Origin of the sequence: Aliiroseovarius zhejiangensis, from assembly GCF_014656375.1 — a bacterium.
GTDB classification, from domain to species: domain Bacteria; phylum Pseudomonadota; class Alphaproteobacteria; order Rhodobacterales; family Rhodobacteraceae; genus Aliiroseovarius; species Aliiroseovarius zhejiangensis.
Map to the genome: position 1 here is coordinate 851103 of NZ_BNCH01000001.1, position 20267 is coordinate 871369.

Genomic DNA, 20267 nt, shown 5'->3' on the forward strand with positions numbered 1-20267 from the left:
GCGCCAGAACGACAAAGAATGCAATCTTGATGACCGGGCCACCACCCTGTTTTGCGCTTTGATCAGCCACGTCCGTTACCCTCTTCTTCTGCGGCATCTTGCGCGTTTTGCGCATCTTCCGCCTTCTTCTGCATCTGGGCCGCGGTCGACAGCATCACCTTCATGCCTGCCGCGAAGCCCAACAATATGAACAGCACCATGAAAATGGGCTTCGTGCCAAACAGCGCATCCAGCCCGTATCCGATGCCAAAGCCGATCAACAGACCGACCGTAAGCTCTATGACCATCTGCCAGGCAAAAGACGCCTGGTTATAGGCCTCGTCCCCCGTGGCGGTTCCCTCGTCCTCTCCCTTCGCGGCCTTTATGCGAGCCTCAAGCTCTTTCAGGCGCTCAGCATCAGGAGTTTTGGACACGGATATACCTCCGGTGACGGTTGCTGCATGTGCTAAGGGCTGAGGGGGCATGAGTCAACGACCTTTAGCGCCAACAGACACAGCCATAAGCTGTTGTTTTACAACACTTTCATGAATGACACGGTGCACGGGTATTTCGCCACCCTGCGAAAACCGCCGCAAAACCCGAAATCTGCATTATTCAACCATTTGGTTGACGATCAAACTGCTCCCGCCTAACCCATAGGCATGGAGAACCGCCTTGATCTTGCCTTTGCCGCCTTGTCCGACCCGACCCGGCGCGCCATTCTGACCATGCTATTGGAAGATGACATGGCGGTCACCGATGTGGCCGACCCTTTTGATATGTCGCTAGCGGCCATTTCAAAGCACCTGAGCATCCTGACCCGCGCCGGGCTGATCAGTCAGGAAAAACGTGGCCGCGTCAAATGGTGCAAGCTGGAACCCGACGCCCTGCGCGACGCCTCGGTCTGGATGCAGAGCTTCGGGCAGTTCGAACCGGTGAACCTGGACGCATTCGAACGGTTTCTAGAAGCTGAGCTGCGGGAGTGACCGCCCCATCAAGGCAAGGTCAGTCCCTGTTCCGATTGCGCCCAATGGCGGGCAGCGTCCTTCAGATGGGCCAGCACCGCCTGCACCTTGCTGGACCGATGCAGATCCACATGCGTGACCAGCCAAAGATGCGATACCCATTCGGGACGCGGGGGCAGCACTTCGACCAGGTCCGGCAACGCGCCGTGCACGGCAAAGCCCAATCCTGCCCCGGCCAGCAGCGCCTCTTGCATGGCGACGTCGTCCGAGACGCGAAAACTGATATCCGCTGATGGAACCACCTGAGCCAACCACCGCATGAACGGGGCGCGGGAATTGGTCTCTTTCGGTCCAATAAAGCGGTGCCGGTCGAGCGTCTTTTCCACAGGCATGCCATATCGCTCGACATAGCAGGGCGCAGCGTAGAGCCCGAATGCCACGTCCAGAAAGGGTTGCACCACATTGTCCGGTTCCTGCGGCGCCGTACCTGCCCGGATGGCAATATGGGCTTCGCCGTACTCCAGCCGGAACAAGCGTGCACCCGTAAGAAGCTGCACCCGCAACTCCGGGTGGCGGAACTGGAAATCGGTCAGGACAGGGGCCAGCCGCGCCGAGAAGCCCGGCAAGGCGGTGACCACCAAGTTTCCTGACACCTCGTCACCCTGGCCCTTGAGCCGCCCTTCAAGTTGGTTGAACTGGTCTTCCGTCATCTGGGCAATGCGGGCCAGGTCCGCCCCTGCTTCGGTCGGCGTATAGCCACGCGCGTGACGTTGAAACAGCTTGACACTCAGCCGCTGTTCCAGCGTGTCGATATGGCGAATAACGGTGGCGTGATGGATACCCAAAGCGTCCGCCGCGCCGCTGACCGTGCCCGCGCGGGCCACATGATACGCCGTTCTGATCTCATCCCAGTCTTTCAATCGGCCGTCCTGCCGTTGTTCTGTGCAATTTCAAACATACACTGTGATTTCGTGCAGATTGCGTTCTATTTTGCAAGGCTTCATATGTAAGTCAAAGCACAAGCAGGAGCATACCATGACACATATCCTTCGCATTGACAGTTCGGCCAGGTCAGACGGATCCATCTCACGCGCACTGGCGGACAAGGTGATCGCAAGATACCCGGGTGTCGACGTCACGACCCGCGACCTGGCGCAGGGCATTCCGCATCTGGATGCCGCCTGGACCGCAGCAACCTTTACTCCGCCCGAAGCCCGCAGCGATCAGGACAACGCCGCGCTGGCCCTGTCAGATCAGATGATCGCCGAGGTGCAGGCCGCCGACCTGATCGTCATTTCTGCCGCCACCTACAACTTCTCGATCCCCTCAACTCTGAAAGCATGGATCGACCACCTGGCCCGCGTGGGCGTAACCTTCCGGTATCGCGACGACGGCACGCCCGAGGGGCTTCTGACCGGAAAACGCGTGATCATCGTCACCGCGTCCGGCGGCACACCCATCGGGGCGCCACATGATTTCCTCAGCCCGTATCTGAAATTCATTCTGGGCTTCATGGGCATCTCGGATGTCGAGTTCGTTTCCGCCACAGGCGCCGACGGCATCGCCGAGGCCGACGCGACCATCGAGAAACTGGCCGCCTGAAAGCGGCTGGAAGGCCACTCGGGCACCCAAAACCCTTATCGAATCAGGATCGCCCGAAAATCATTGACGTTCGTGCCGGTCGGCCCCGGCACGAACAGATCACCCAAGGCATCAAATGCCCCCCAAGCGTCATTTTGCGCCAGCATGGCGGACGGATCCCGCCCCATCGCACGCAAACGCCCGGCGCTGCGCCCATCGGCAAATGCCCCAGCATTGTCCTCGGACCCGTCGATCCCATCGGTATCGGCCGCCAGCGCGGTGAACCCATCCAGACCGGCGCAGGTGATGGCAAGGGACAACAGAAATTCAGTATTCCGACCGCCGCGTCCCGTGCCCTTCAACGTGACCGTGGTCTCACCACCCGAGAGCAGAACGCACGGGGGCTGGAAGGGTCTATGACGCGAGAGCGTTTCGCGGGTAATTGCACCGTGCATCTTCGCCACTTCGCGGGCCTCACCCTCGACAGCATCGGACAGAATGATGGCCGGAACGCCCTGCGCGGCGGACCGCGCCGCCGCCGCCTCCAGGCTCAGCCGAGCCGAGGCAATGACCGTCACCCGGTTCTGTGCGAACACCGGATCGGAGGGGTCCGGCGCAGGATTTGCACGAATATGTTCGATCAGTCGTGCGGGCAGATCAATGCCCCACGCATCGATGGCCGCAAGCGCATCGGCCTGATTGGCACCGTCAGTCACGGTGGGCCCGGACGCCACTTGCGACGGGGCATCGCCCGGCACGTCCGAGACGATCAGGGAAACGACTTTTGCGGGATGGGCCGCCTGCGCCAAACGCCCCCCCTTGATCCGTGACACATGCTTGCGGATGGCATTCATCACAGAGATTGGCGCCCCCGACGCCAACAGCGCCGTGTTCAACCGCTGTTCATCTTCCAGGGATAACCCATCTGGCGGCGCGGGCAGCAAGGCCGAGCCGCCGCCCGTGATCAGCGCGATGACAAGATCGTCCGGGCCCAGTCCGCTGACCGTCTCAAACAGCGCCTCGGTCGCCGCCAGCCCGGCCTTGTCCGGCACGGGGTGGGCCGCTTCCAGAACGCGAATGTGCTGACAGGGCCCGGCATATCCATAGCGCGTCACCACGACACCTTCGACGGGCGCAGCCCAAAGCGTTTCGAACGCCGCAGCAAGCTGCGCGACACCCTTGCCCGCTCCGACAACAACGGTTCTGCCGTTTGGCTTTTCAGGCAAATGCCCCCGCAAAATCTGTTCAGGGTCGGCGGCCCTGATAGCGGCTTGAAAGAGATCGGTCAGAAAGGTTTTGTCAGATGCATCAATCATAGCGCGACCATAGAGGGGCGTATCGGCTATCTGCAAGCTTGATGCAGGGCAACGCAATGGCAAATGGCTTGATATTGTGTAAATGGTGCCCCCACACGGACTCGAACCGCGGACCTACTGATTACAAATCAGTTGCTCTACCAGCTGAGCTATAGGGGCACTGGTGGGGATTTAAGGGGTTCTGCGGGCGGGTTCAAGCAAAAGGTTCACGGGCGGCTGGCGCGGGCCATCAAGGCCACGGCACACAGGCCTACGGCAATCACCATCAATGCTGGGGGGGCGGCCTGTTCCAATTGCTCAAGCGACGCCTGTTCGTACACGCGAGTCGCCAGTGTGCCATAGTTGAACGGGCGCAAAAGCAGGGTTGCGGGCAGTTCTTTCACACTGTCGACAAAGACCAGAAGCAGAGCCGTCCCGACCGAGCTTCTGATCAGCGGGACATAGACTTCGGTCAACGCGCCGCGTGCCGAGCGGCCCAGCGAACGCGCCGCCATCGGCAGGTTGGGCGAAACACGCCCGATCGCCGCATCCGCCGCCCCCTGTGCGATGGCAAAAAAGCGCACGCAATAGGCATAGACCACCGCGAAAGCGGTGCCCGTCATCATCAGGCCGGGATCCCAGCCGGTCAGCGCCAGAATGCCATCAGCCAGCGCATTGTCGGTCGCCGCCATCGGGATCAGGATGCCGATGCCCAGCACCGCCCCCGGCGCCGCATAGCCGATCGTGGTCAGTGGCATCAGCTTGCGCGGCAGGGAACGCCCGGACATGCGCACACCATAAACCAGGAACAAGGCCGCCGTGACGGTCACGACAGCGGCAATTCCACCCACGGTCAACGTATGCCACAGCGCCGAGGCAAGCCCGTTGGACAGCCAGTATTCAGGTTTCGAGATTGCGTGGATCATCAGGACGGCAACCGGCAAAACGAACCCGATCACGAAGGGTATGGCACAGGCAATCAGCGCCAGCAGGCCGGGCACGGGGCCAAGCGCGCGCGGCTCGACCGGGCGGCTTTGGCGCGACATGCGATAGAACCGGCTGCGGGACCGGCTGATCTTTTCCAACGCGGCCAGCAGGAACACGAAGACAAGAATCACCATGGCGATCTGGGCCGCGCCTCCGGCATTGTGGCTTTCCAGCCAAACCGTGAAGATGCCTGTGGTCAATGTCTGCACCGCAAAGTAATCCACGACGCCGAAATCCGACACGGTCTCCATCATCACGATGGCGACGCCTGCGGCAATGGCAGGGCGTGCCAGCGGCATACCGACCCGCCAGAACCGCGCAAACGGCCCGGCCCCCAGCGCGCGGGCGACCTCATACGCATCTCCGGATTGCTCACGAAAGGCAGCCCGGGCCAACAGGAACACATAGGGGTTCAGGGCCGCGGTCAGTACCAGAACGGCCGACCAGCGCGACCGGATCTGAGGAAACCAGTAGTCGGCCGCGCTGTCCCAGCCGAACAGGGCGCGCAGCCCGGTTTGCACGGGGCCGGCATATTCCAGAAAATCGACAAGCGCATAAGCGCCCACATAGGCCGGGATGGCCAATGGCGTCAGCAACAGCCATTCCAGCCAGCGGGCACCCGGAAAACGATACATGGTGATCAGCCAGGCGGACCCCGTGCCCACTGCGGCCGACAAGGTGCCGACCGACAAGCACAACAGAAGTGTGTTCGAGACATAGCGCGGCAAGGTCGTATTCCACAGATGCGGCCAAGCGTTTTCAGCCGGGGTCATCGCCAACCATATGATCGAGAAAATCGGCAGCAACACCAGCAATGCAATGCCAATCGCGCCCGCAGACCAGAGGTCGGGCATCTGTCTGACGCGGCGCGTCGCTGCAATCTGAGTCTTTTGGTCGGTCATCATTTGCCCGTTTAGCCCGAAACAGGTTTAACTGTCCAGAAATCCACCATATGTTTCATTGGGACGACCGCAAAAAGGGCCAGTTCTGAATGCAAATCTGTTTCCACCTCGGCGCCCATTGCACGGATGATGACCACCTGATCAAATCCTTGCTGAAAAACAGCGGACAACTGGCAAAGCAGGGCATCGCGGTGCCGGGTCCGGGGCGGTATCGGGGGCTGTTGGCCGATGCTTTGGTCAAACTGCAGGGCGCACAGGCCGATGACGAAACGCAAGAGATGCTGCTGGACAGTTTCGTCGACAGCACCGACGCCAGACGGCTGGTTCTCGGCCACAAGAACTTCATGGGCGCCCCGCATCGGGCGATCGAAAACAACCAGCTTTACCACCTGGCCAAGCGCAACACGGTCTGGATACGTAACCTCTTCGCCAACCACGATGTCAGTTTCTTCATCGGAATGCGCAACCCGGCCACCTTTGTCCCGGCCATCCTGCACTCCGCACCCGTGGCGGACCGGGCGGCCCTGCTGGCCCAGATCGACCCGCACGGGCTTCGATGGTCAGATACGCTGTTGACCATCCGCGAGGCCAATCCCGCCACACCCATCACCGTCTGGTGTAACGAGGACACTCCCCTTCTGTGGCCCGACATCATGCACTCAATCGCCGGTGTGAACGGCACGCAACTCCTGTCCGGGGCGCTTGACATCCTGCGGCCCATCATGGTGCCGGAAGGGTTTGACCGCTTGCGGGACTATCTGGACAACACCGAGATGCCGACCCCGCAGCAGCGCCGCCGGATCATCGCCACCTTCCTTGAGAAATACGCCATCCCGGAGGCGCTTGAGGAAGAGATCGACCTGCCCGGCTGGACCGAAGACATGATCGACGATCTGACCGACGCCTATGATCGCGACCTTGACCGGATCGAGCGGATCGAAGGTGTCACGCTGTTGCTTGCCTGAAATGGCAAACCCGCCAAGCCGGCGGGTTTACGGGCAGTTCAGACGCCGCAGCGCACTCCGCAGCGCACCTACATGCCCAGCGCTTCCTTATACATCTCAAGCACTGCTTCTTCTTCGGCGATGTCGTCCTTGTCGCGTTTGCGCAACGCGATCAACTTGCGCATCACCTTGGTGTCATAGCCGCGCGCCTTTGCTTCGGCCATCACCTCTTTCTGCTGATCGGCCAGATCTTTTTTCTCCATATCCAGCCGCTCGATCCGCTCAATGAATTGGCGCAGTTCGTTGGCGGTCACGCGATAGCTGTTATCGGGCTGAGTGTCGTCCATGTCGTCCTCTTCTTCGGGTTGCCCCTGACTAGCCCGTCGCCCTGCCCGCTTCAAGAGAGACCGGCGCGATGAATTTGTCAGACGGCAACCCACCGCCGGGGTTGCACCTGGACGCATGTCGGGCTAGGCGAACATCACACAGACGGAGGGTGCCATGGACTGGCTGATCATCATCGGAGCGATCTTGTCGCTTGTCGGGCTGGCGGGCCTTCTGGCCAGTGCGTTTCGGGTCATGAAAGCAAAACGCGAGAATCTGGACGATGCTGCCCTGCGGGCGCGGGTGCAAAAGGCGATGGCACTGAACATGGGTGGTCTGGCGCTGTCCGTGATCGGTCTGATGTGCGTCATCTTGGGCGTGTCGCTGTCCTGACAACAGGCAACAACCAGAACACCCGCTCAGTCGCCGTTCAGATCGCTGAAGTGGCGCCCGTTCTTGATCAACTCGTCGAACAAAGGTGACGGGGCCCAGAATTTCGGCTCTTCCGGCTGATAGGACAGCAGCGCGTTCTTCACCGCCAGCAATCCGCGCTGGTCGGCCGCCATCATCGGGCCACCGCGAAACCGCGGAAATCCGTAGCCATAGAGCAAAACCACATCAATATCCGACGGGCGCAGCGCCACCCCTTCTTGCAGAAGCCGCGCGCCTTCATTGGCCATCGCGTTCAGGCACCGCTGTTGAATCTCGTCCGCTTCGAAATGCCGTGGAGTGATATTTTTCTTGCGCCGCTCGTCTTCGACAATGGCCAAGGCATCCTGGTTTTCGACCGGACCAAGCCCATGGCCATGCACGTAATAGCCCCGGCCCGATTTCTGCCCGAACCAGCCTTCTTCACACATCCTGTCGCCGATCGCCACATAACGGTCATCGGGGTCGCGCGTTGCGGCCAGACGTTTGCGGCGCGCCCAGGATATATCCAGCCCGGCCATATCCAGCACCTGATACGGACCCAGCGGGAAGCCATAGGCGCGCATGGCTGCATCAATTTGCGCAGGGCTGGCACCGTCCTCCAGCATGAAATCCGCCGCCAGTCGATAGGCGGCCAGAACCCGGTTTCCGATGAACCCGTCTGCAACCCCGGCCCGCACCGGCACTTTTCTGAGCTTCTTGGCCAGAGCAAATCCGGTGGCCACCACGTCGCGATGCGTTTTTTCACCCACAACGATTTCAAGCAGCTTCATGATGTGGGCAGGCGAAAAGAAGTGATACCCAACCACATCCTCCGGGCGCGAAATCGTCGCGGCTAATGCGTCAATGTCCAGATATGAGGTGTTGGTGGCCAGGATCGCCCCCGGACGCAGCACCTTGTCCAAGTGCTGAAACACATCGCGCTTGACCGTTTCATCCTCGAACACCGCTTCGATCACCAGATCGACATCGGACAAACGTCCCATATCGGTCGTGCCGTTCAACCGTGACAGCCTGTCATTGGCGGTCGATTGATCAATGCGCCCCTTGCCCACCGATTTCTCATAATTGTCCTTGATGCGGGCGATCCCGCGCGTCAGGCCGTCATCGTCACGTTCAACCAGCGTGACCGGAAAGCCCGCATCTAGGCAGGAAATGGCAATGCCAACGCCCATGGTGCCTGCGCCGACGACCCCGATGGTCGACACGTCGCGCAGTTGTGCGCCCTCCAATTCAGGCACTTTCGCCGCGCGTCGTTCGGCAAAAAAGGCATGGCGCAGAGCCGTGGCCTGAGGACCGGTTTCGCAATCATCAAAACACTGGCGTTCCAGGGCGATACCGGCTTCAAACGGCAGCAGAAGCGCGGCTTCGACGCAATCGACGATACAGCGCAGCGAGGGCACGAAGTTTCCGGCCACCCGCGCGCGCCAGGATTTAATCGCCTCGCTAAACTGGATCGGGTCGTCAAACCCTTCACGTCGGTCACACGTCGGGCGCGGCGGCGTTGACTGGGCAATCATGTTCCGCGCAGAAGCCAGCGCCGCGCGTTCCAGGTTCTTGTGAATCACCTTTTCGATCAGGCCCATCGCGGCAGCCTTGTCAGCCGAAATCGGCTTGCCGGTGACCATCATCTCCAACGCGGCATTGGCGCCGACAATGCGCGGCACACGCTGCGTCCCGCCGCCGCCCGGCAACACGCCCAGATTGACCTCGGGCAAGCCCATGGTCGCGTCGTGCAGGGCGATGCGATAGTGACAGGCCAGCGCCAGTTCGAACCCGCCGCCAAGAGCATGGCCGTGAATGGCCGCCAGAACCGGTTTCGTGCAGGCTTCGATCCGGGCGCAGACATCGGACAGGATAGGGGCGGCACGGGGGCGCCCAAACTCGCGCACATCGGCCCCTGCAGGAAAGGTCTTGCCGTCGGCCATCAAGACGATGGCACCGATGTCGTCATCGGCATCGGCCTTCTCGAACGCGTCGATCAATCCCTGCCGGATTGCCTGGCTCAGCGCATTGACCGGAGGATTGGAAATCCTGATGAGGGCAACGCCATCCGTGACGTCATAACGAACCTGTGCTGTCATCTGTGCCTCTGTCCCTGCCTGCTTTCAGTCGCCAGAAAAAGGCGCCTTTTGTCAATGGTCTGGGGTCAAAAACCGATCACTTTCGACCGATTGGTCGGTAATGCTGCACACTGGACACGTTCCGATCGGCGCGCAGCCGCCCATCGGGCCGCGCGCCGGGCTCGTCAGACCGGCAAATTGTCGAACAGATCGTCGGCGCCATCATCCTCGAGGTCAGCTTCGAACTTGCGAAAATCCTCCGGCACCGGCTGCCCGGTCTTTTCCAGTTCCGAAATCTTCTCGCGCAGCTGCTCCTGCAACACGTGACGGTCTTCGGGACGCTTGGCGATTTCGTCCAGGATCATGCTGATCGAGGCTTTAAGCTCTTCAAATGCCATATTCTCCTCCAAGGTTCGTGATGTTGTGTCCGAAATGGTCACGCCCGGTCGGGTCGGTTGCGGGTCAGGCGTGTTTCGCGGCACAATCGCGACAGAACGGTGTATGCGGCACAACATCCAGACGTTCAGATTGAATCTCGGTGCCGCAGGTCACGCAAAAGCCGAACTCGCCTTCATCCACACGCGCGAGTGCCGCTTCGATCTTTACAAGCTCATCCTGCCCCGAAGACCCCAATCCTTCAAGGACTTCATCCTCTTCACGTTCGACGGCAAGTTCTTCCCAGTCTTTCGAACTGTGACTTTCCAACTCTTCCTCGATCTCGTGAAGCCGCGCGTTCAACTCTTTCTGACGCGCCAGCAGCATGTTTCGATACTTGCTTACATCAACCATGTTTTGTCTCCTTCTCGGCTTGATAGTGGGACCAAGCCGGTCAGGGTGCTTTGATACAGGTCAATCAGAGCGCAGCACGGTCTCAACCAGAGTTATCGGCGGTTTGCTCACCCTGCCGGGGATCCGTTTCACCCTGGCTTGCCCCATCTGGCAAAACGCCGGCGACCTGATCGTGCGGCGCAACCGGATCCGCCTTTGGGGGGCCGCCCCCCTGCCCCGGCAGATCCAATCCGATCCTCAGCGCCCGTTGCCCAGCCGCTTGCCCCAGTCGACACGTGGCACGCACCTGCCCGGTCAGGTCTTCCAACTGGACCCTGTCCAGCACCTCACGGGTCAGTGCAATGGTGACGCCGGGCACCAGCCCCGTCACCTCATCCAGAGACATGCGGCACCGATGCAGTACCGCGCGCAGATCGCCCCGTGCGCCCAGCATGACAGGCGGCGCTTCGGTGGCTGGTTTCTGAACCCCATCGGTTTGCGGCGCATCATTTGGCTGGCGCGCTGCGAAAGGCAGCAGCAGGGTCAAGCGTCCTTGTTTGCCGCCATCGCCCAGATCAAGAACCGCCTGAAAACGGCGATAGGCGATGTCGGGCAAGGTCATGGTGGCGGCGCGATAATCATCCAGTTGCAGGGCAAAACGATATCCGCTGCAAAGGCCGGCAATCGGCAGCCGAGCCGCGGTTAAGGCGTTTTCCAGTTGCTCCAAAACCTCGTCAAAGAAATCGGCACACATGGCCGCGTCGGTGCGGGTGGGCGCGCGCGCCTGGGCGGGGGTCGGCAATACCCGCCCGACGGTCTGCATTTCGATCACGGCAGCGACCAGATCGGGGTCGGCGATCAACAGGCCGAACCGGCTGTCCGCCCCTTCGGCAATCGCCAGAAGATCCTGTTCGCCGACGGCTTTCCCAGCCGCGGACAGGACAACCCGGTCTTCCGTGACATCGGTTGCCGCGATCGCCAGACCCGCCGTCGCATCCCCCGCGCGTGCCAACGCCTTTCCCAAGGCCCCGGCAGCCGTGACGGGCGGGATTTCGGGCGGCGGGCGGCCGGCCCCCGCCTTTTGGCGCAGCGCGCTGATCTGATCCGGGTCAGCCATGATTGGTCCGTTCTGGTCGCATGCACCAGACCTGACAAACCAAGGTTGACAATTGGTTTAAATTCAACCGCGGTGGGGTATTTTTTCCAGTGGCAGCGTGACACGAAACGCCGCGCCCCTTTGCCCCGGCAGATAGGTGATCGCCCCGCCAAGCCGGTCCATGACCTCGCGGCAAATGGCCAGCCCCAGCCCGGCGCCACCCGCAGCGGCATTGTCGGTCAGGCGCGAGAATTTCTCGAAGATCATCACCTGGCTTTCGGTCGGGATACCAGACCCGTTGTCCACGAAATCAATCCGCAACACGCCGTCGCGCACGCCCACCCGGATGGTCAACCGCTTGAACTTCGCATCACCATATTTTGCCGCATTGGCAATCAGGTTGATGAACACCTGTGCCAGCCGGTCGGTGTCGGTGGCGATGACAATCTGTTCGCGCGCCAGATCGCGGTGGATGCGCAGGTCTTCGGCCACGATCAAGGATTGCGTGGCGGCAACTGCCCGGTCCAACACCTTCGACAACACTTCGCGCTGAGGGTTCAACTGCACCTGACCATGTTCAAGCACGCTGAGATCAAGCAGGTCATCCAAGAGCCGCGTCAGGCGCAATGCCTCGTCATGAATGATCGAGGCGTGTTTTTCCGCTGCCTCGGCATCCCTGATCCCGCCATCGCGCAGGATCTCGGAAAACGCGCGGATCGAGGTCATGGGCGTGCGCAGCTCGTGGCTGATCTGGCTGAGAAACGCATCTTTCTGGATCGACAGCTTGGTCAGCTTCTCGTTCGCAGCCGAGAGTTGCCGCGCGGTGGTCGTCAGCTCTTTCTGCTTCGCTTCAAGCTGCGAGGAATAGACCAGCATCTGCTGGGTTTCATCCGCCACTGCCATAAGATCGTCGACCGATACCGTGGCCCCGCCCATGATCTGGGCGATCATCGCATGGGCGGTGGCCGCCCCCACTGAACCCGACAGCTCGCGTTCAAGGCGTGCCATGAAATCGGGGGTGGTGTCGGGTAAATACCCCTCTTTCCCCTGCGCACTGGCCTGAGTCTGAAACAGCGTCTGCGCCGCATCGGCCCCCATGGTACGTTGGGCCATCACCAGCAGATCCTCGGCCACCGCCGCAGACGCAATACCGCCCTGTGTCTGGTGGGTGTGGTCCAGCACATTGACGAACTGCGCGCCCTGCAACCGTTCCAAAGGGCCGGGGAAAGAGACGAGGGACACGCCGACAAAGGCAAAACTGTTCAGGATCATCGACCAGAACACCGCATGCACCACCGGGTCAAGCCCCGTGACGCCGAACAGGGCCTGCGGTTTCAGCCAGGCAAGCCCCAGTGGTCCTTCGGCCAGCAGAGATGCGCTCATCAACCCGGCGTCACCGAAACTGGGCAGGAACAGGGTATAGGCCCAGACGATGAATCCCGTGACCAAACCCGCCGCCGCGCCGTTGCGCGACGCACCACGCCACAGCAAGCCTCCGGCCATGGCGGGCAGGACTTGCGCCACCCCGGTAAAGGAAATCATGCCGATCGCCGCCAGGGCCGTCCCACCGCCCGACATGCGGAAATAAAGATATCCCAGCACCAGCACGCCAATGATCGACAAGCGGCGCGCGGCCAGAAGCACCTGACGCACGTCACCTGACACCGTGGCTTCTTCGGGTCGGATGGACAGCCAGAGGGGCATGATGATGTGGTTCGACACCATGGTCGCCAGGGCAATCGACGCCACTATCACCATCGAGGTGGCCGAACTGAACCCCCCAAGGAAAGACAGCATCGCCAGCCCATCCTGATCGAAATGCAACGGGATGGTCAGCACGAACAGGTCCGGGTTCTCTCCGGCCGGCAAGGTGCCAAGACCGACCACCGCGATCGGCACGACAAAGAGGCTCATCAAGAAAAGGTAAGTCGGAAATGCCCACGAGGCGACAGCAAGCTGACGTTCGCCCAGATTCTCGACCACCAGCACATGAAACATGCGCGGTAGCGTCAGAAATGCAGCGGCAGACAGGAAGGTCAGTCCGACCCAACGCCCGCCCGTGATAGACCAGGCGCCGTCCGGTGCGGCGCGCATCGCCTGATCCACGGCCTGCGCGATACCCGCCGGGCCGCCTCCCACGCCCCATACGACGAAGATGCCCACGGCCAGCAAGGCAACCAGCTTGACCACCGCCTCGACCGCGATGGCGGTGACCACGCCGTGATGTCGTTCATTCACGTCGAGGTTGCGCGTGCCAAACAGGATCGTGAAAAGGGCCAGACCGCCCGCCACCCAAAGTGCCGTCGCATCCAGATCAGGCACGCTCCACCCCGCCGAGCGATCCCGCGCAAACACCGAAAACGCCAACGTGACCGATTGCAGTTGCAACGCGATATAGGGGGTCGTGCCGATCACCGCGATCAGCGTCACGATCACCCCAAGCAGGTTCGACTTGCCATAGCGCGACGACAGCAAATCCGCGATCGATGTCACACGCTGCGCGCGCCCCACCCGCACCAGTTTTCGCAAGAACCACCACCAGCCAATCATCACCAGCGTCGGCCCAAGATAGATCGTGACGAACTCCAACCCCGAGCGCGCCGCGTACCCAACTGCCCCATAGAACGTCCACGCCGTGCAATAGACCGATAGCGACAGGGTATAGATCAGCGGTGAACTGAGAAACCTGTTCTTGTTGCGCGCCGCACTTCGATCGGCCCCGAAGGCCACCAGGAACAACAGGATCACATACAGCAGACAAACCGCGACGAGCGTATTGAAACTGAGCATCAGTCGCGCCCTGCCTGTCGGTCAGGGTTATCCCGGGCAAAGGACGGCAATTTGTCGTCGGGGTCTTGCGATACGCCCGGCCAACGGGTCAGACCCCGCGCGATGATCGCGGTGGCGACGATCAATGCAAACCAGGCTGCAAACAGATACAAGCCCTGCGCAGCCGTGCCGACCCCGGGGGCCAACAACGGCAGCAGAAACAGAAACACGCCCAGGACCGGCAGCAAACGGGCAGCATCTTCGAGCCGGCGCCGTCGATAGCTCTGGCGCGCCAGAAACAGGGGCTCGCGACGGACCCTCATACGCAGGCGGCCCGTGTCCATGGCATTGGGATCGGATGGCACGACATGGCGTCTTTAACCCGGCACAAGCTCATTCAGGGTTTCAACCACCTCGGCGTTTGAAAAGGGCTTGGTCATGAAGCGGTTCACGCCAAGCCGTTCGGCCTGTTCGCGGTCGGTTCGCTGGCCGCGCGCAGTCAGCATCAGAACGGGCAACCGCCGCGTCAGTTCGTGGGCGCGCAGGTCTTGCAATATATCATATCCCGACCGGCCCGGCAGCATCACATCAAGGATCAACGCATCGGGTTTGGCCTCCAGCACCGCCTGCACCGCCGTTTCGCCATTGGCATGCGTGCCCACCGTCCAGCCATCCCGGCTGAGTATGAAACTGATTGCCGCGACAATATTTGGTTCGTCCTCGATGACGAGCACCTGTTTTGCCATATATCCCTCCGCTGGGGCTGGCTGTCGCCGCACCCTTGTCCGTGAATATCGACAATGCACAGACCCATGTCAAAACAAACCAAAACCGAGAATGTGTCACGCAGTCGAAACACCCACGCGCAGGCTCTTGTCGCGCGCGGACCTAAACGGCATCGGCGGACAAAAGCGACGCCTCGCGCCGTGCCGCACAGCCGGGGCGCGGACAGACCCGGCATGACGAGCCAACGGGCAAGGCGTGGGCCTCTGCATCCCCCATGCGCGCATCGTCGAACGGTTCGATCAGCATATAGGCGTCCAGAACCGGGGGCAGGTCGAATCGCAGAGCCTCTCTTGGCAGGCAGATCGCCTGACATAGAAACCTGCGCGGCGTGGCACCGGGCATTTCCACGACGGCGCGTAGCGGGTGTCCGGGACGGCTGAGCGCCTGATATAACGGCCAGTACGAACAGGCCGCCCCGAACCGCGGCAGGGAAAATCCCGGCAGCGCCTTGCGCAAGAAAAGCGTGCCCGATCCATCGCATGACACAAGCCCGACCGGCGGAAGGTCATCCATCGTCGGTGCAAACGCCAGACGGCGCATGACGGCAGGCAAGGTCTGCTGAAACCGGGCGGCCAGTTGGCTGGGATCTCCGCCGCAATCCAAGCGCGCCGCTTGAAACGCCGCCAGAGGCATCGCGGCGGCATCTTCCACATATTGCCGGAAATGCTGTCGCGCGACATCTTTGGCCGCTGCGGTTTCAAGACTGCCAACCTGTGCGATCAGACCATTGATCCGGGCGGTGACCTGATCGCGTGTCGCGCCATGCAACCCTTCCAGTTCAGGAAGATGATGGTCGCGCTGATCCAGAAAGACGGCCAACTCCTCTCCCGGCACAACCGGGGCCATGTCGCGGTCGGCGCCCGCATCCAGATATTGCACCAGCCCCTGCGCCGCGCTGGACAGGCGCCGGCCCTCGTCCCGCATATTGCCCATGAAGCGCAGCCGCCACTCCGGGGCGATCTCCCCCCCTTCGGTCAGGATGCCCACGGTCGAGCGGATCGCTGTGACGGCCGAAATCACCTCGTGCAGAGAGGCGGCTAGTTCGGGATCATGGGTCAGACGGTCGGACAAGGCTTCGACCAGTTGTTCAAGGTCGCGGATGCGCTGGTGCTGTGCGGCCACCAAAGCCGCCCAACCGGGAAATCGCCCGGCCAGATCCTCGGACCGGTGCAGTTCCGGGGTCAGTTCCGGCATCCTTTGCCCGGCTTCGCGCAAAGCCCCAAGCAACGCGGCCTCGGCCCCTTCGGTCAGCGACCGAGGGTCGGTGCGCAGCTCTCGTGCCAGATCTTGCAACAGCTTGCCCCCGGCCCGGCGGCGATTGTGTTCGATCAGATTCAGATAGGCGGCCGAGATCCCGACAGCCGCGGCAAGCGCCGATTGTTTTTGCCCGAGAAACAATCGGCGCTCGCGAATACGGCTTCCTGTCAGACGGGACTGTGGCATTGTGATACTCGCGCGGCGTTTCCGACAAATGCGCTGCCGGATATTTACAGAAACACTGAGTGTTTTTTCTCATATTTACAAGAAATCTGTTTAATCCAAGCGCGTTGCTGCCGCCTTAGTTTTGTGGCGCGATATTTCTGTTCCGTTGTGTAAAGAATCTGCTCACCCTGCACGCACGCATCAGCCGCCCTTGGCGACTTCCCGCCACTTCGCCCCCATCGGATGCACACAACATTCCCTTGCGGCCACAAATCCTTACAAACTAAGGTGAACTCACGATTCATCCAGGAGGATACCATGAAGAAAGCCATTATGACCCTTGCTTGTGTTGCAACGCTGGCGCTGCCCGCCTGCAACCGCCCGCTGACCGACCAGGAAAAAACCATCGTTGGTGGCGTGGCAGGCATTGGCGCCGGGATACTTACGGCGAATGCGATCGGCGCAAACAAAAACTGGACCGTGCTGACCACGTTGGCCGGCGCAGCCGCTGGTATCATGGTTGCCCGCAACTATCATACCAACCAATGCGCCTATTCGAACGGTGACGGCACCTATCGCACCCGTCCCTGCCCGGTCTGATCGGCTATTGGAACAGAACAGAAAGGCGCGCCTTCGGGCGCGCCTTTTTTCGTGCACGCGACCAGCGTTTGGCTGCTCGGATGACCGGTTAGGATCGAATTACTGCTACCCGTGAGTGTTGTCCGTCCCGCCTCACCTCGTCATATGTCTGATCTGTGCAAGCGAGAGCGCGACAGCACCGCCAATTGAATTGCCACCCATCCTTTGGCAGGATGGCGCAATGACGCCAATGGACCTTGCCTTCATGCACGCACCGACCGGGCTTGCGCTGACCGAAAACCGGATCGTGCGGCAATGCAATCTGCGCTTTGCGGAGATGTTTGGCGACCAGGTCGACGCCTTTACAGATATGCCACTGGAACGCCTTTACCCTTCGCTCAAGGATTATGAGAAGGTGGAACGTGTCGGCGGTGACCAATTGCGAAAAACGGGGCGTTATGAAGACGAACGCATTATGCGGCGCCTGGACGGAGAGCTGTTCTGGTGCCGAGTGCGCGGCACCAGCCTGACGCCGGATACACCCTTCAAACAAGGGGTGTGGAGCTTTGCGGACCTGTCTGCCGAACGCCCGGTCGTGGCGCTGACTCCGCGCGAACGGGACGTGGCGATCCTGACGTGCCAAGGGCGCACATCAAAGGAAATCGGCCTGATCCTGAACCTCAGCTATCGCACGGTCGAAGCCCATCGCGCGCGGCTTTTGCAAAAATTCGGCGCGCGAAAACTGCCGGAACTTGTGGCGAAATTCTCGGGTATGCCGCTCTAGCGGTTAACCATTCCGTGCTTTTCCGTGCTTTCTCCTGCTCCAATTAACGCTTTAGCAAGAATGATTAATTATTCTCAAACGCGGTCGGAAGCAAACCACAGAGGGAGCCAGACATGGAATTCACAATACCTGCCCCGCTTGGGGCGCAGGCCAGCTTACTGGCAAACATGCCGGTGCGAAAAATGCCGGACAGCACGAAGGTCGAAGCCGCGCCCAATGCCGGAAAGGCGCGCGCGGACATGCACAACTCGGCACGCCACGGCGCAGATCAGTCAAGACAGTCCGACGTCACGCCCCGGCCCTCTGACCTTCCGGTCGATCCCGAGACATTGGCCGGCCCACCCCCCAGCTTCCAACTGAACGTGCTGGAACTGGACCAGAAACTTCAGCAGCAACTGGCGCAGCTTGAAACCCATCGTGCCCATGCGCAGCAGCCCGAAGGGCCCGACACGCCGCAGACGGGCGACCGAAAGGCTGATGCATCCCGGCCGTCTGAAAACATGGCTTCGAACGACGTCTGACCTCATCGAATTGAAGGCTTTTTTGCAATATTTCCACGACTCGCAACCGACCCCTGTTCCTGTGGTCTGTCCAAAAAAACTGTGGTTCCTCACCACCAGGAAACCTTAATCGCTTTTCTCCCCTTACCTGGCGTCCTATAAGCGTTGCAATCATGCATTGCCCACGCATAGTTCGGGCAGATAAACAACGGTAAGGCCCCATGACGAAAAAACATCATGAGAATGACGTGTCCTTCATCGAGGCACTGGCGAAAATCCTTCAGGAAAACGATCTGTCCGAAGTCGAGGTCATGCGCGATTATGGCGAGAATGACAGCCTGAATGTCCGCGTGAGCCGCGCGAAAGAGGTCGTCCAGATGGCCGCCGCCGCCGCGCCAGCCATGGCGGCCGCCCCGGCCCCTGCACCGTCCCCGGTTGTCACCGCAGCCGACACCAGCGCCCCGGCCCGCGCCTCGGAAGACCCCGCAAGCCACCCGGGCGCCGTGCCGTCGCCGATGGTCGGCACCGTCTATCTTCAGGCCGAACCGGGCACACCCGCTTTTGTCAGCATTGGCGACAAGGTCGAAGAGGGGCAGACCCTTCTGATCGTCGAGGCGATGAAAACCATGAACCAGATCCCCGCGCCGCGTGCTGGCACCGTCAAGCGTATTCTGGTCGAAGACGGCGCACCCGTTGAATTCGGCGCCCCCCTGATGATCATCGAATAAGGGACGTCACATGGCCCATTTCGACAAAATCCTGATCGCCAACCGCGGAGAGATTGCCCTGCGCGTCATCCGAGGTGCGCGCGAGATGGGGATCAAGACCGTGGCGGTGCATTCCACCGCGGACGTGGATGCCATGCATGTGCGCATGGCGGATGAAAGCGTTTGCATCGGCCCGCCCTCCAGCACCGACAGCTATCTGTCGATCCCTGCCATCATCGCGGCCTGCGAAATCACCGGCGCGCAAGCGGTGCATCCCGGCTATGGCTTTCTGTCCGAGAATGAACAATTCGTGCAGGTTCTAGAAGATCACGAGATTACGTTCATAGGCCCCTCGGCGGAACATATCCGCATGATGGGCGACAAGATCACCGCCAAGGAAACCGCGATCAAGCTGGGCATCCCGGTGGTTCCCGGATCGGATGGGGGCGTGCCCGACCTGGCCACCGCCCGCAAACTGGCCGCCGAAATGGGCTATCCCGTGATCGTCAAGGCCACCGCCGGTGGGGGCGGGCGCGGCATGAAGGTTGCCCGGTCCGAGGCCGAGATTGACACCGCGTTTTCCACCGCCCGATCCGAGGCAAAAGCCGCCTTCGGCAATTCCGAAGTCTATATGGAAAAATACCTGCAAAAGCCGCGTCACATCGAGGTGCAGGTATTTGGCGATGGCCAAGGCAACGGCGTGCATCTGGCCGAGCGTGATTGCTCGTTGCAACGGCGCCACCAGAAAGTGTTTGAAGAAGCCCCCGGCCCCAGCATCAGCCCCGAGGAACGCGCCCATATCGGCGGCATCTGCGCCAAGGCTGTGGCCGAGATGGGCTATCGCGGTGCCGGTACGATCGAATTCCTCTATGAAGACGGCGAGTTCTATTTCATCGAAATGAACACCCGCTTGCAGGTGGAACACCCGGTAACCGAAGCCATTTTCGGCGTCGATCTGGTGCGCGAACAGATCCGCGTAGCCGAAGGCATGCCGCTGTCCTTCGGGCAGGACGATCTTGAGGTCAATGGCCACGCGATCGAGATTCGCATCAACGCCGAACGCCTGCCGAACTTCGCCCCCTGCCCCGGCAAGATCACCCAATATCATGCGCCCGGCGGGCTGGGTGTGCGGATGGACAGCGCGCTTTACGATGGCTATTCGATCCCGCCCTATTACGACAGCCTGATCGGCAAGCTGATCGTGCATGGCCGCGATCGGCCCGAGGCACTGGCGCGGCTTCACCGTGCCCTTGGCGAGTTGATTGTTGACGGCGTCGAGACCACGGTGCCCATGTTCCACCAGTTGCTGGCCGAGGAAGACATCCAAACGGGTCGTTACAATATCCACTGGCTGGAACGCTGGTTGGAAGAAAACTTGGGCTAGGGC

General features: G+C 61.1%; 22 protein-coding genes and 1 tRNA gene. 9 read left to right on the forward strand and 14 right to left on the reverse strand.

Going from position 1 to position 20267, the window contains the following annotated elements; genetic code table 11:
• Positions 1-62: 62 nt before the first annotated feature.
• Positions 63-413 carry an AtpZ/AtpI family protein gene (locus IE188_RS04305; protein ID WP_229836477.1) on the reverse strand — a complete coding sequence of 117 codons (351 nt, stop codon included), beginning with the start codon at positions 411-413 and terminating at the stop codon, positions 63-65.
• Positions 414-641: 228 nt separating this feature from the next.
• Between IE188_RS04305 and IE188_RS04310 the strand changes: the two genes are divergently transcribed.
• Positions 642-965 carry an ArsR/SmtB family transcription factor gene (locus IE188_RS04310; protein WP_191285200.1) on the forward strand — a complete coding sequence of 108 codons (324 nt, stop codon included), beginning with the start codon at positions 642-644 and terminating at the stop codon, positions 963-965.
• 8 nt (positions 966-973) lie between these two features.
• On the opposite strand, the gene IE188_RS04315 is transcribed toward IE188_RS04310, so the two are convergent.
• Positions 974-1864 (reverse strand): LysR family transcriptional regulator, encoded by an 891-nt coding sequence (locus tag IE188_RS04315; protein WP_191285201.1) that lies wholly within the window; start codon positions 1862-1864, stop codon positions 974-976.
• 115 nt (positions 1865-1979) lie between these two features.
• Here IE188_RS04315 and IE188_RS04320 point away from each other — a divergent pair, with 115 nt between their 5' ends.
• The gene (locus tag IE188_RS04320; protein ID WP_191285202.1) at positions 1980-2546 is read left to right on the forward strand and encodes an FMN-dependent NADH-azoreductase; all 567 of its coding nucleotides are present in this window, start codon (positions 1980-1982) and stop codon (positions 2544-2546) included.
• Positions 2547-2581: 35 nt separating this feature from the next.
• Here IE188_RS04320 and IE188_RS04325 read toward each other — a convergent pair whose 3' ends face one another.
• From IE188_RS04325 to IE188_RS04335, 3 genes are all read right to left on the reverse strand, one after another.
• Positions 2582-3841, reverse strand: a complete 1260-nt coding sequence (locus tag IE188_RS04325; RefSeq protein ID WP_229836480.1) for a glycerate kinase type-2 family protein — start codon at positions 3839-3841, stop codon at positions 2582-2584.
• An 83-nt stretch (positions 3842-3924) separates the two neighbouring features.
• A tRNA-Thr gene (locus tag IE188_RS04330) sits at positions 3925-4000 on the reverse strand.
• A 47-nt stretch (positions 4001-4047) separates the two neighbouring features.
• Entirely contained in the window at positions 4048-5709 is a 1662-nt protein-coding gene (locus IE188_RS04335) for an ABC transporter permease (protein WP_407648162.1), read from the reverse strand.
• An 89-nt stretch (positions 5710-5798) separates the two neighbouring features.
• Between IE188_RS04335 and IE188_RS04340 the strand changes: the two genes are divergently transcribed.
• Complete coding sequence (locus tag IE188_RS04340) at positions 5799-6674, forward strand: hypothetical protein (protein WP_191285204.1); 876 nt, start codon at positions 5799-5801, stop codon at positions 6672-6674.
• Between the two features lie 68 nt (positions 6675-6742).
• On the opposite strand, the gene IE188_RS04345 is transcribed toward IE188_RS04340, so the two are convergent.
• Positions 6743-7000 carry a DUF2312 domain-containing protein gene (locus tag IE188_RS04345; RefSeq protein WP_191285205.1) on the reverse strand — a complete coding sequence of 86 codons (258 nt, stop codon included), beginning with the start codon at positions 6998-7000 and terminating at the stop codon, positions 6743-6745.
• A 154-nt stretch (positions 7001-7154) separates the two neighbouring features.
• Here IE188_RS04345 and IE188_RS04350 point away from each other — a divergent pair, with 154 nt between their 5' ends.
• Positions 7155-7370 carry a hypothetical protein gene (locus IE188_RS04350; RefSeq protein WP_191285206.1) on the forward strand — a complete coding sequence of 72 codons (216 nt, stop codon included), beginning with the start codon at positions 7155-7157 and terminating at the stop codon, positions 7368-7370.
• 26 nt (positions 7371-7396) lie between these two features.
• Here IE188_RS04350 and IE188_RS04355 read toward each other — a convergent pair whose 3' ends face one another.
• From IE188_RS04355 to IE188_RS04390, 8 genes are all read right to left on the reverse strand, one after another.
• Complete coding sequence (locus IE188_RS04355; protein ID WP_191285207.1) at positions 7397-9490, reverse strand: 3-hydroxyacyl-CoA dehydrogenase NAD-binding domain-containing protein; 2094 nt, start codon at positions 9488-9490, stop codon at positions 7397-7399.
• 164 nt (positions 9491-9654) lie between these two features.
• Complete coding sequence (locus tag IE188_RS04360; protein WP_191285208.1) at positions 9655-9867, reverse strand: hypothetical protein; 213 nt, start codon at positions 9865-9867, stop codon at positions 9655-9657.
• A 64-nt stretch (positions 9868-9931) separates the two neighbouring features.
• The gene (locus IE188_RS04365; RefSeq protein WP_191285209.1) at positions 9932-10258 is read right to left on the reverse strand and encodes a TraR/DksA family transcriptional regulator; all 327 of its coding nucleotides are present in this window, start codon (positions 10256-10258) and stop codon (positions 9932-9934) included.
• 82 nt (positions 10259-10340) lie between these two features.
• On the reverse strand, positions 10341-11354 hold the full coding sequence (locus tag IE188_RS04370; protein ID WP_191285210.1) for a FliM/FliN family flagellar motor C-terminal domain-containing protein: 1014 nt from the start codon (positions 11352-11354) through the stop codon (positions 10341-10343).
• A gap of 63 nt (positions 11355-11417) precedes the next feature.
• Positions 11418-14123, reverse strand: coding sequence for an ATP-binding protein (locus tag IE188_RS04375; protein ID WP_191285211.1), 2706 nt, complete (start codon positions 14121-14123; stop codon positions 11418-11420).
• On the reverse strand, positions 14123-14425 hold the full coding sequence (locus IE188_RS04380; RefSeq protein ID WP_229836508.1) for a hypothetical protein: 303 nt from the start codon (positions 14423-14425) through the stop codon (positions 14123-14125). Before IE188_RS04380 ends, IE188_RS04375 begins: the two co-directional genes overlap by 1 nt.
• Positions 14426-14479: 54 nt before the next feature.
• Positions 14480-14848 (reverse strand): response regulator transcription factor, encoded by a 369-nt coding sequence (locus tag IE188_RS04385; protein WP_191285212.1) that lies wholly within the window; start codon positions 14846-14848, stop codon positions 14480-14482.
• A 142-nt stretch (positions 14849-14990) separates the two neighbouring features.
• The gene (locus tag IE188_RS04390) at positions 14991-16331 is read right to left on the reverse strand and encodes an XRE family transcriptional regulator (RefSeq protein WP_191285213.1); all 1341 of its coding nucleotides are present in this window, start codon (positions 16329-16331) and stop codon (positions 14991-14993) included.
• 297 nt (positions 16332-16628) lie between these two features.
• Here IE188_RS04390 and IE188_RS04395 point away from each other — a divergent pair, with 297 nt between their 5' ends.
• From IE188_RS04395 to accC, 5 genes are all read left to right on the forward strand, one after another.
• Positions 16629-16910 (forward strand): glucose-6-phosphate isomerase, encoded by a 282-nt coding sequence (locus IE188_RS04395; protein WP_191285214.1) that lies wholly within the window; start codon positions 16629-16631, stop codon positions 16908-16910.
• Between the two features lie 220 nt (positions 16911-17130).
• Entirely contained in the window at positions 17131-17673 is a 543-nt protein-coding gene (locus tag IE188_RS04400; RefSeq protein WP_191285215.1) for a LuxR C-terminal-related transcriptional regulator, read from the forward strand.
• 113 nt (positions 17674-17786) lie between these two features.
• A complete protein-coding gene (locus tag IE188_RS04405; RefSeq protein WP_191285216.1) occupies positions 17787-18194 on the forward strand; it encodes a hypothetical protein in 408 nt (135 codons plus the stop codon).
• 200 nt (positions 18195-18394) lie between these two features.
• Positions 18395-18901: an acetyl-CoA carboxylase biotin carboxyl carrier protein gene (gene accB, locus IE188_RS04410; RefSeq protein ID WP_191285217.1), complete on the forward strand. Its 507-nt coding sequence runs from the start codon at positions 18395-18397 to the stop codon at positions 18899-18901.
• Positions 18902-18911: 10 nt separating this feature from the next.
• A complete protein-coding gene (accC, locus tag IE188_RS04415; RefSeq protein WP_191285218.1) occupies positions 18912-20264 on the forward strand; it encodes an acetyl-CoA carboxylase biotin carboxylase subunit in 1353 nt (450 codons plus the stop codon).
• Positions 20265-20267 lie beyond the last annotated feature (3 nt).

Excerpts from the sequence above, each read along its gene's own strand:
- IE188_RS04320 (WP_191285202.1), top strand. The coding sequence starts at position 1,980 with ATGACACATATCCTTCGCATTGACAGTTCGGCCAGGTCAGACGGATCC.
- IE188_RS04365 (WP_191285209.1), bottom strand. The coding sequence starts at position 10,258 with ATGGTTGATGTAAGCAAGTATCGAAACATGCTGCTGGCGCGTCAGAAA.
- accB (WP_191285217.1), top strand. The coding sequence starts at position 18,395 with ATGACGAAAAAACATCATGAGAATGACGTGTCCTTCATCGAGGCACTG.
- IE188_RS04370 (WP_191285210.1), bottom strand. The coding sequence starts at position 11,354 with ATGGCTGACCCGGATCAGATCAGCGCGCTGCGCCAAAAGGCGGGGGCC.
- IE188_RS04340 (WP_191285204.1), top strand. The coding sequence starts at position 5,799 with ATGCAAATCTGTTTCCACCTCGGCGCCCATTGCACGGATGATGACCAC.
- IE188_RS04355 (WP_191285207.1), bottom strand. The coding sequence starts at position 9,490 with ATGACAGCACAGGTTCGTTATGACGTCACGGATGGCGTTGCCCTCATC.
- IE188_RS04385 (WP_191285212.1), bottom strand. The coding sequence starts at position 14,848 with ATGGCAAAACAGGTGCTCGTCATCGAGGACGAACCAAATATTGTCGCG.
- IE188_RS04390 (WP_191285213.1), bottom strand. The coding sequence starts at position 16,331 with ATGCCACAGTCCCGTCTGACAGGAAGCCGTATTCGCGAGCGCCGATTG.
- IE188_RS04400 (WP_191285215.1), top strand. The coding sequence starts at position 17,131 with ATGACGCCAATGGACCTTGCCTTCATGCACGCACCGACCGGGCTTGCG.
- IE188_RS04395 (WP_191285214.1), top strand. The coding sequence starts at position 16,629 with ATGAAGAAAGCCATTATGACCCTTGCTTGTGTTGCAACGCTGGCGCTG.
- IE188_RS04325 (WP_229836480.1), bottom strand. The coding sequence starts at position 3,841 with ATGATTGATGCATCTGACAAAACCTTTCTGACCGATCTCTTTCAAGCC.
- IE188_RS04335 (WP_407648162.1), bottom strand. The coding sequence starts at position 5,709 with ATGACCGACCAAAAGACTCAGATTGCAGCGACGCGCCGCGTCAGACAG.
- accC (WP_191285218.1), top strand. The coding sequence starts at position 18,912 with ATGGCCCATTTCGACAAAATCCTGATCGCCAACCGCGGAGAGATTGCC.
- IE188_RS04405 (WP_191285216.1), top strand. The coding sequence starts at position 17,787 with ATGGAATTCACAATACCTGCCCCGCTTGGGGCGCAGGCCAGCTTACTG.
- IE188_RS04375 (WP_191285211.1), bottom strand. The coding sequence starts at position 14,123 with ATGCTCAGTTTCAATACGCTCGTCGCGGTTTGTCTGCTGTATGTGATC.
- IE188_RS04350 (WP_191285206.1), top strand. The coding sequence starts at position 7,155 with ATGGACTGGCTGATCATCATCGGAGCGATCTTGTCGCTTGTCGGGCTG.
- IE188_RS04380 (WP_229836508.1), bottom strand. The coding sequence starts at position 14,425 with ATGAGGGTCCGTCGCGAGCCCCTGTTTCTGGCGCGCCAGAGCTATCGA.
- IE188_RS04360 (WP_191285208.1), bottom strand. The coding sequence starts at position 9,867 with ATGGCATTTGAAGAGCTTAAAGCCTCGATCAGCATGATCCTGGACGAA.
- IE188_RS04310 (WP_191285200.1), top strand. The coding sequence starts at position 642 with ATGGAGAACCGCCTTGATCTTGCCTTTGCCGCCTTGTCCGACCCGACC.
- IE188_RS04345 (WP_191285205.1), bottom strand. The coding sequence starts at position 7,000 with ATGGACGACACTCAGCCCGATAACAGCTATCGCGTGACCGCCAACGAA.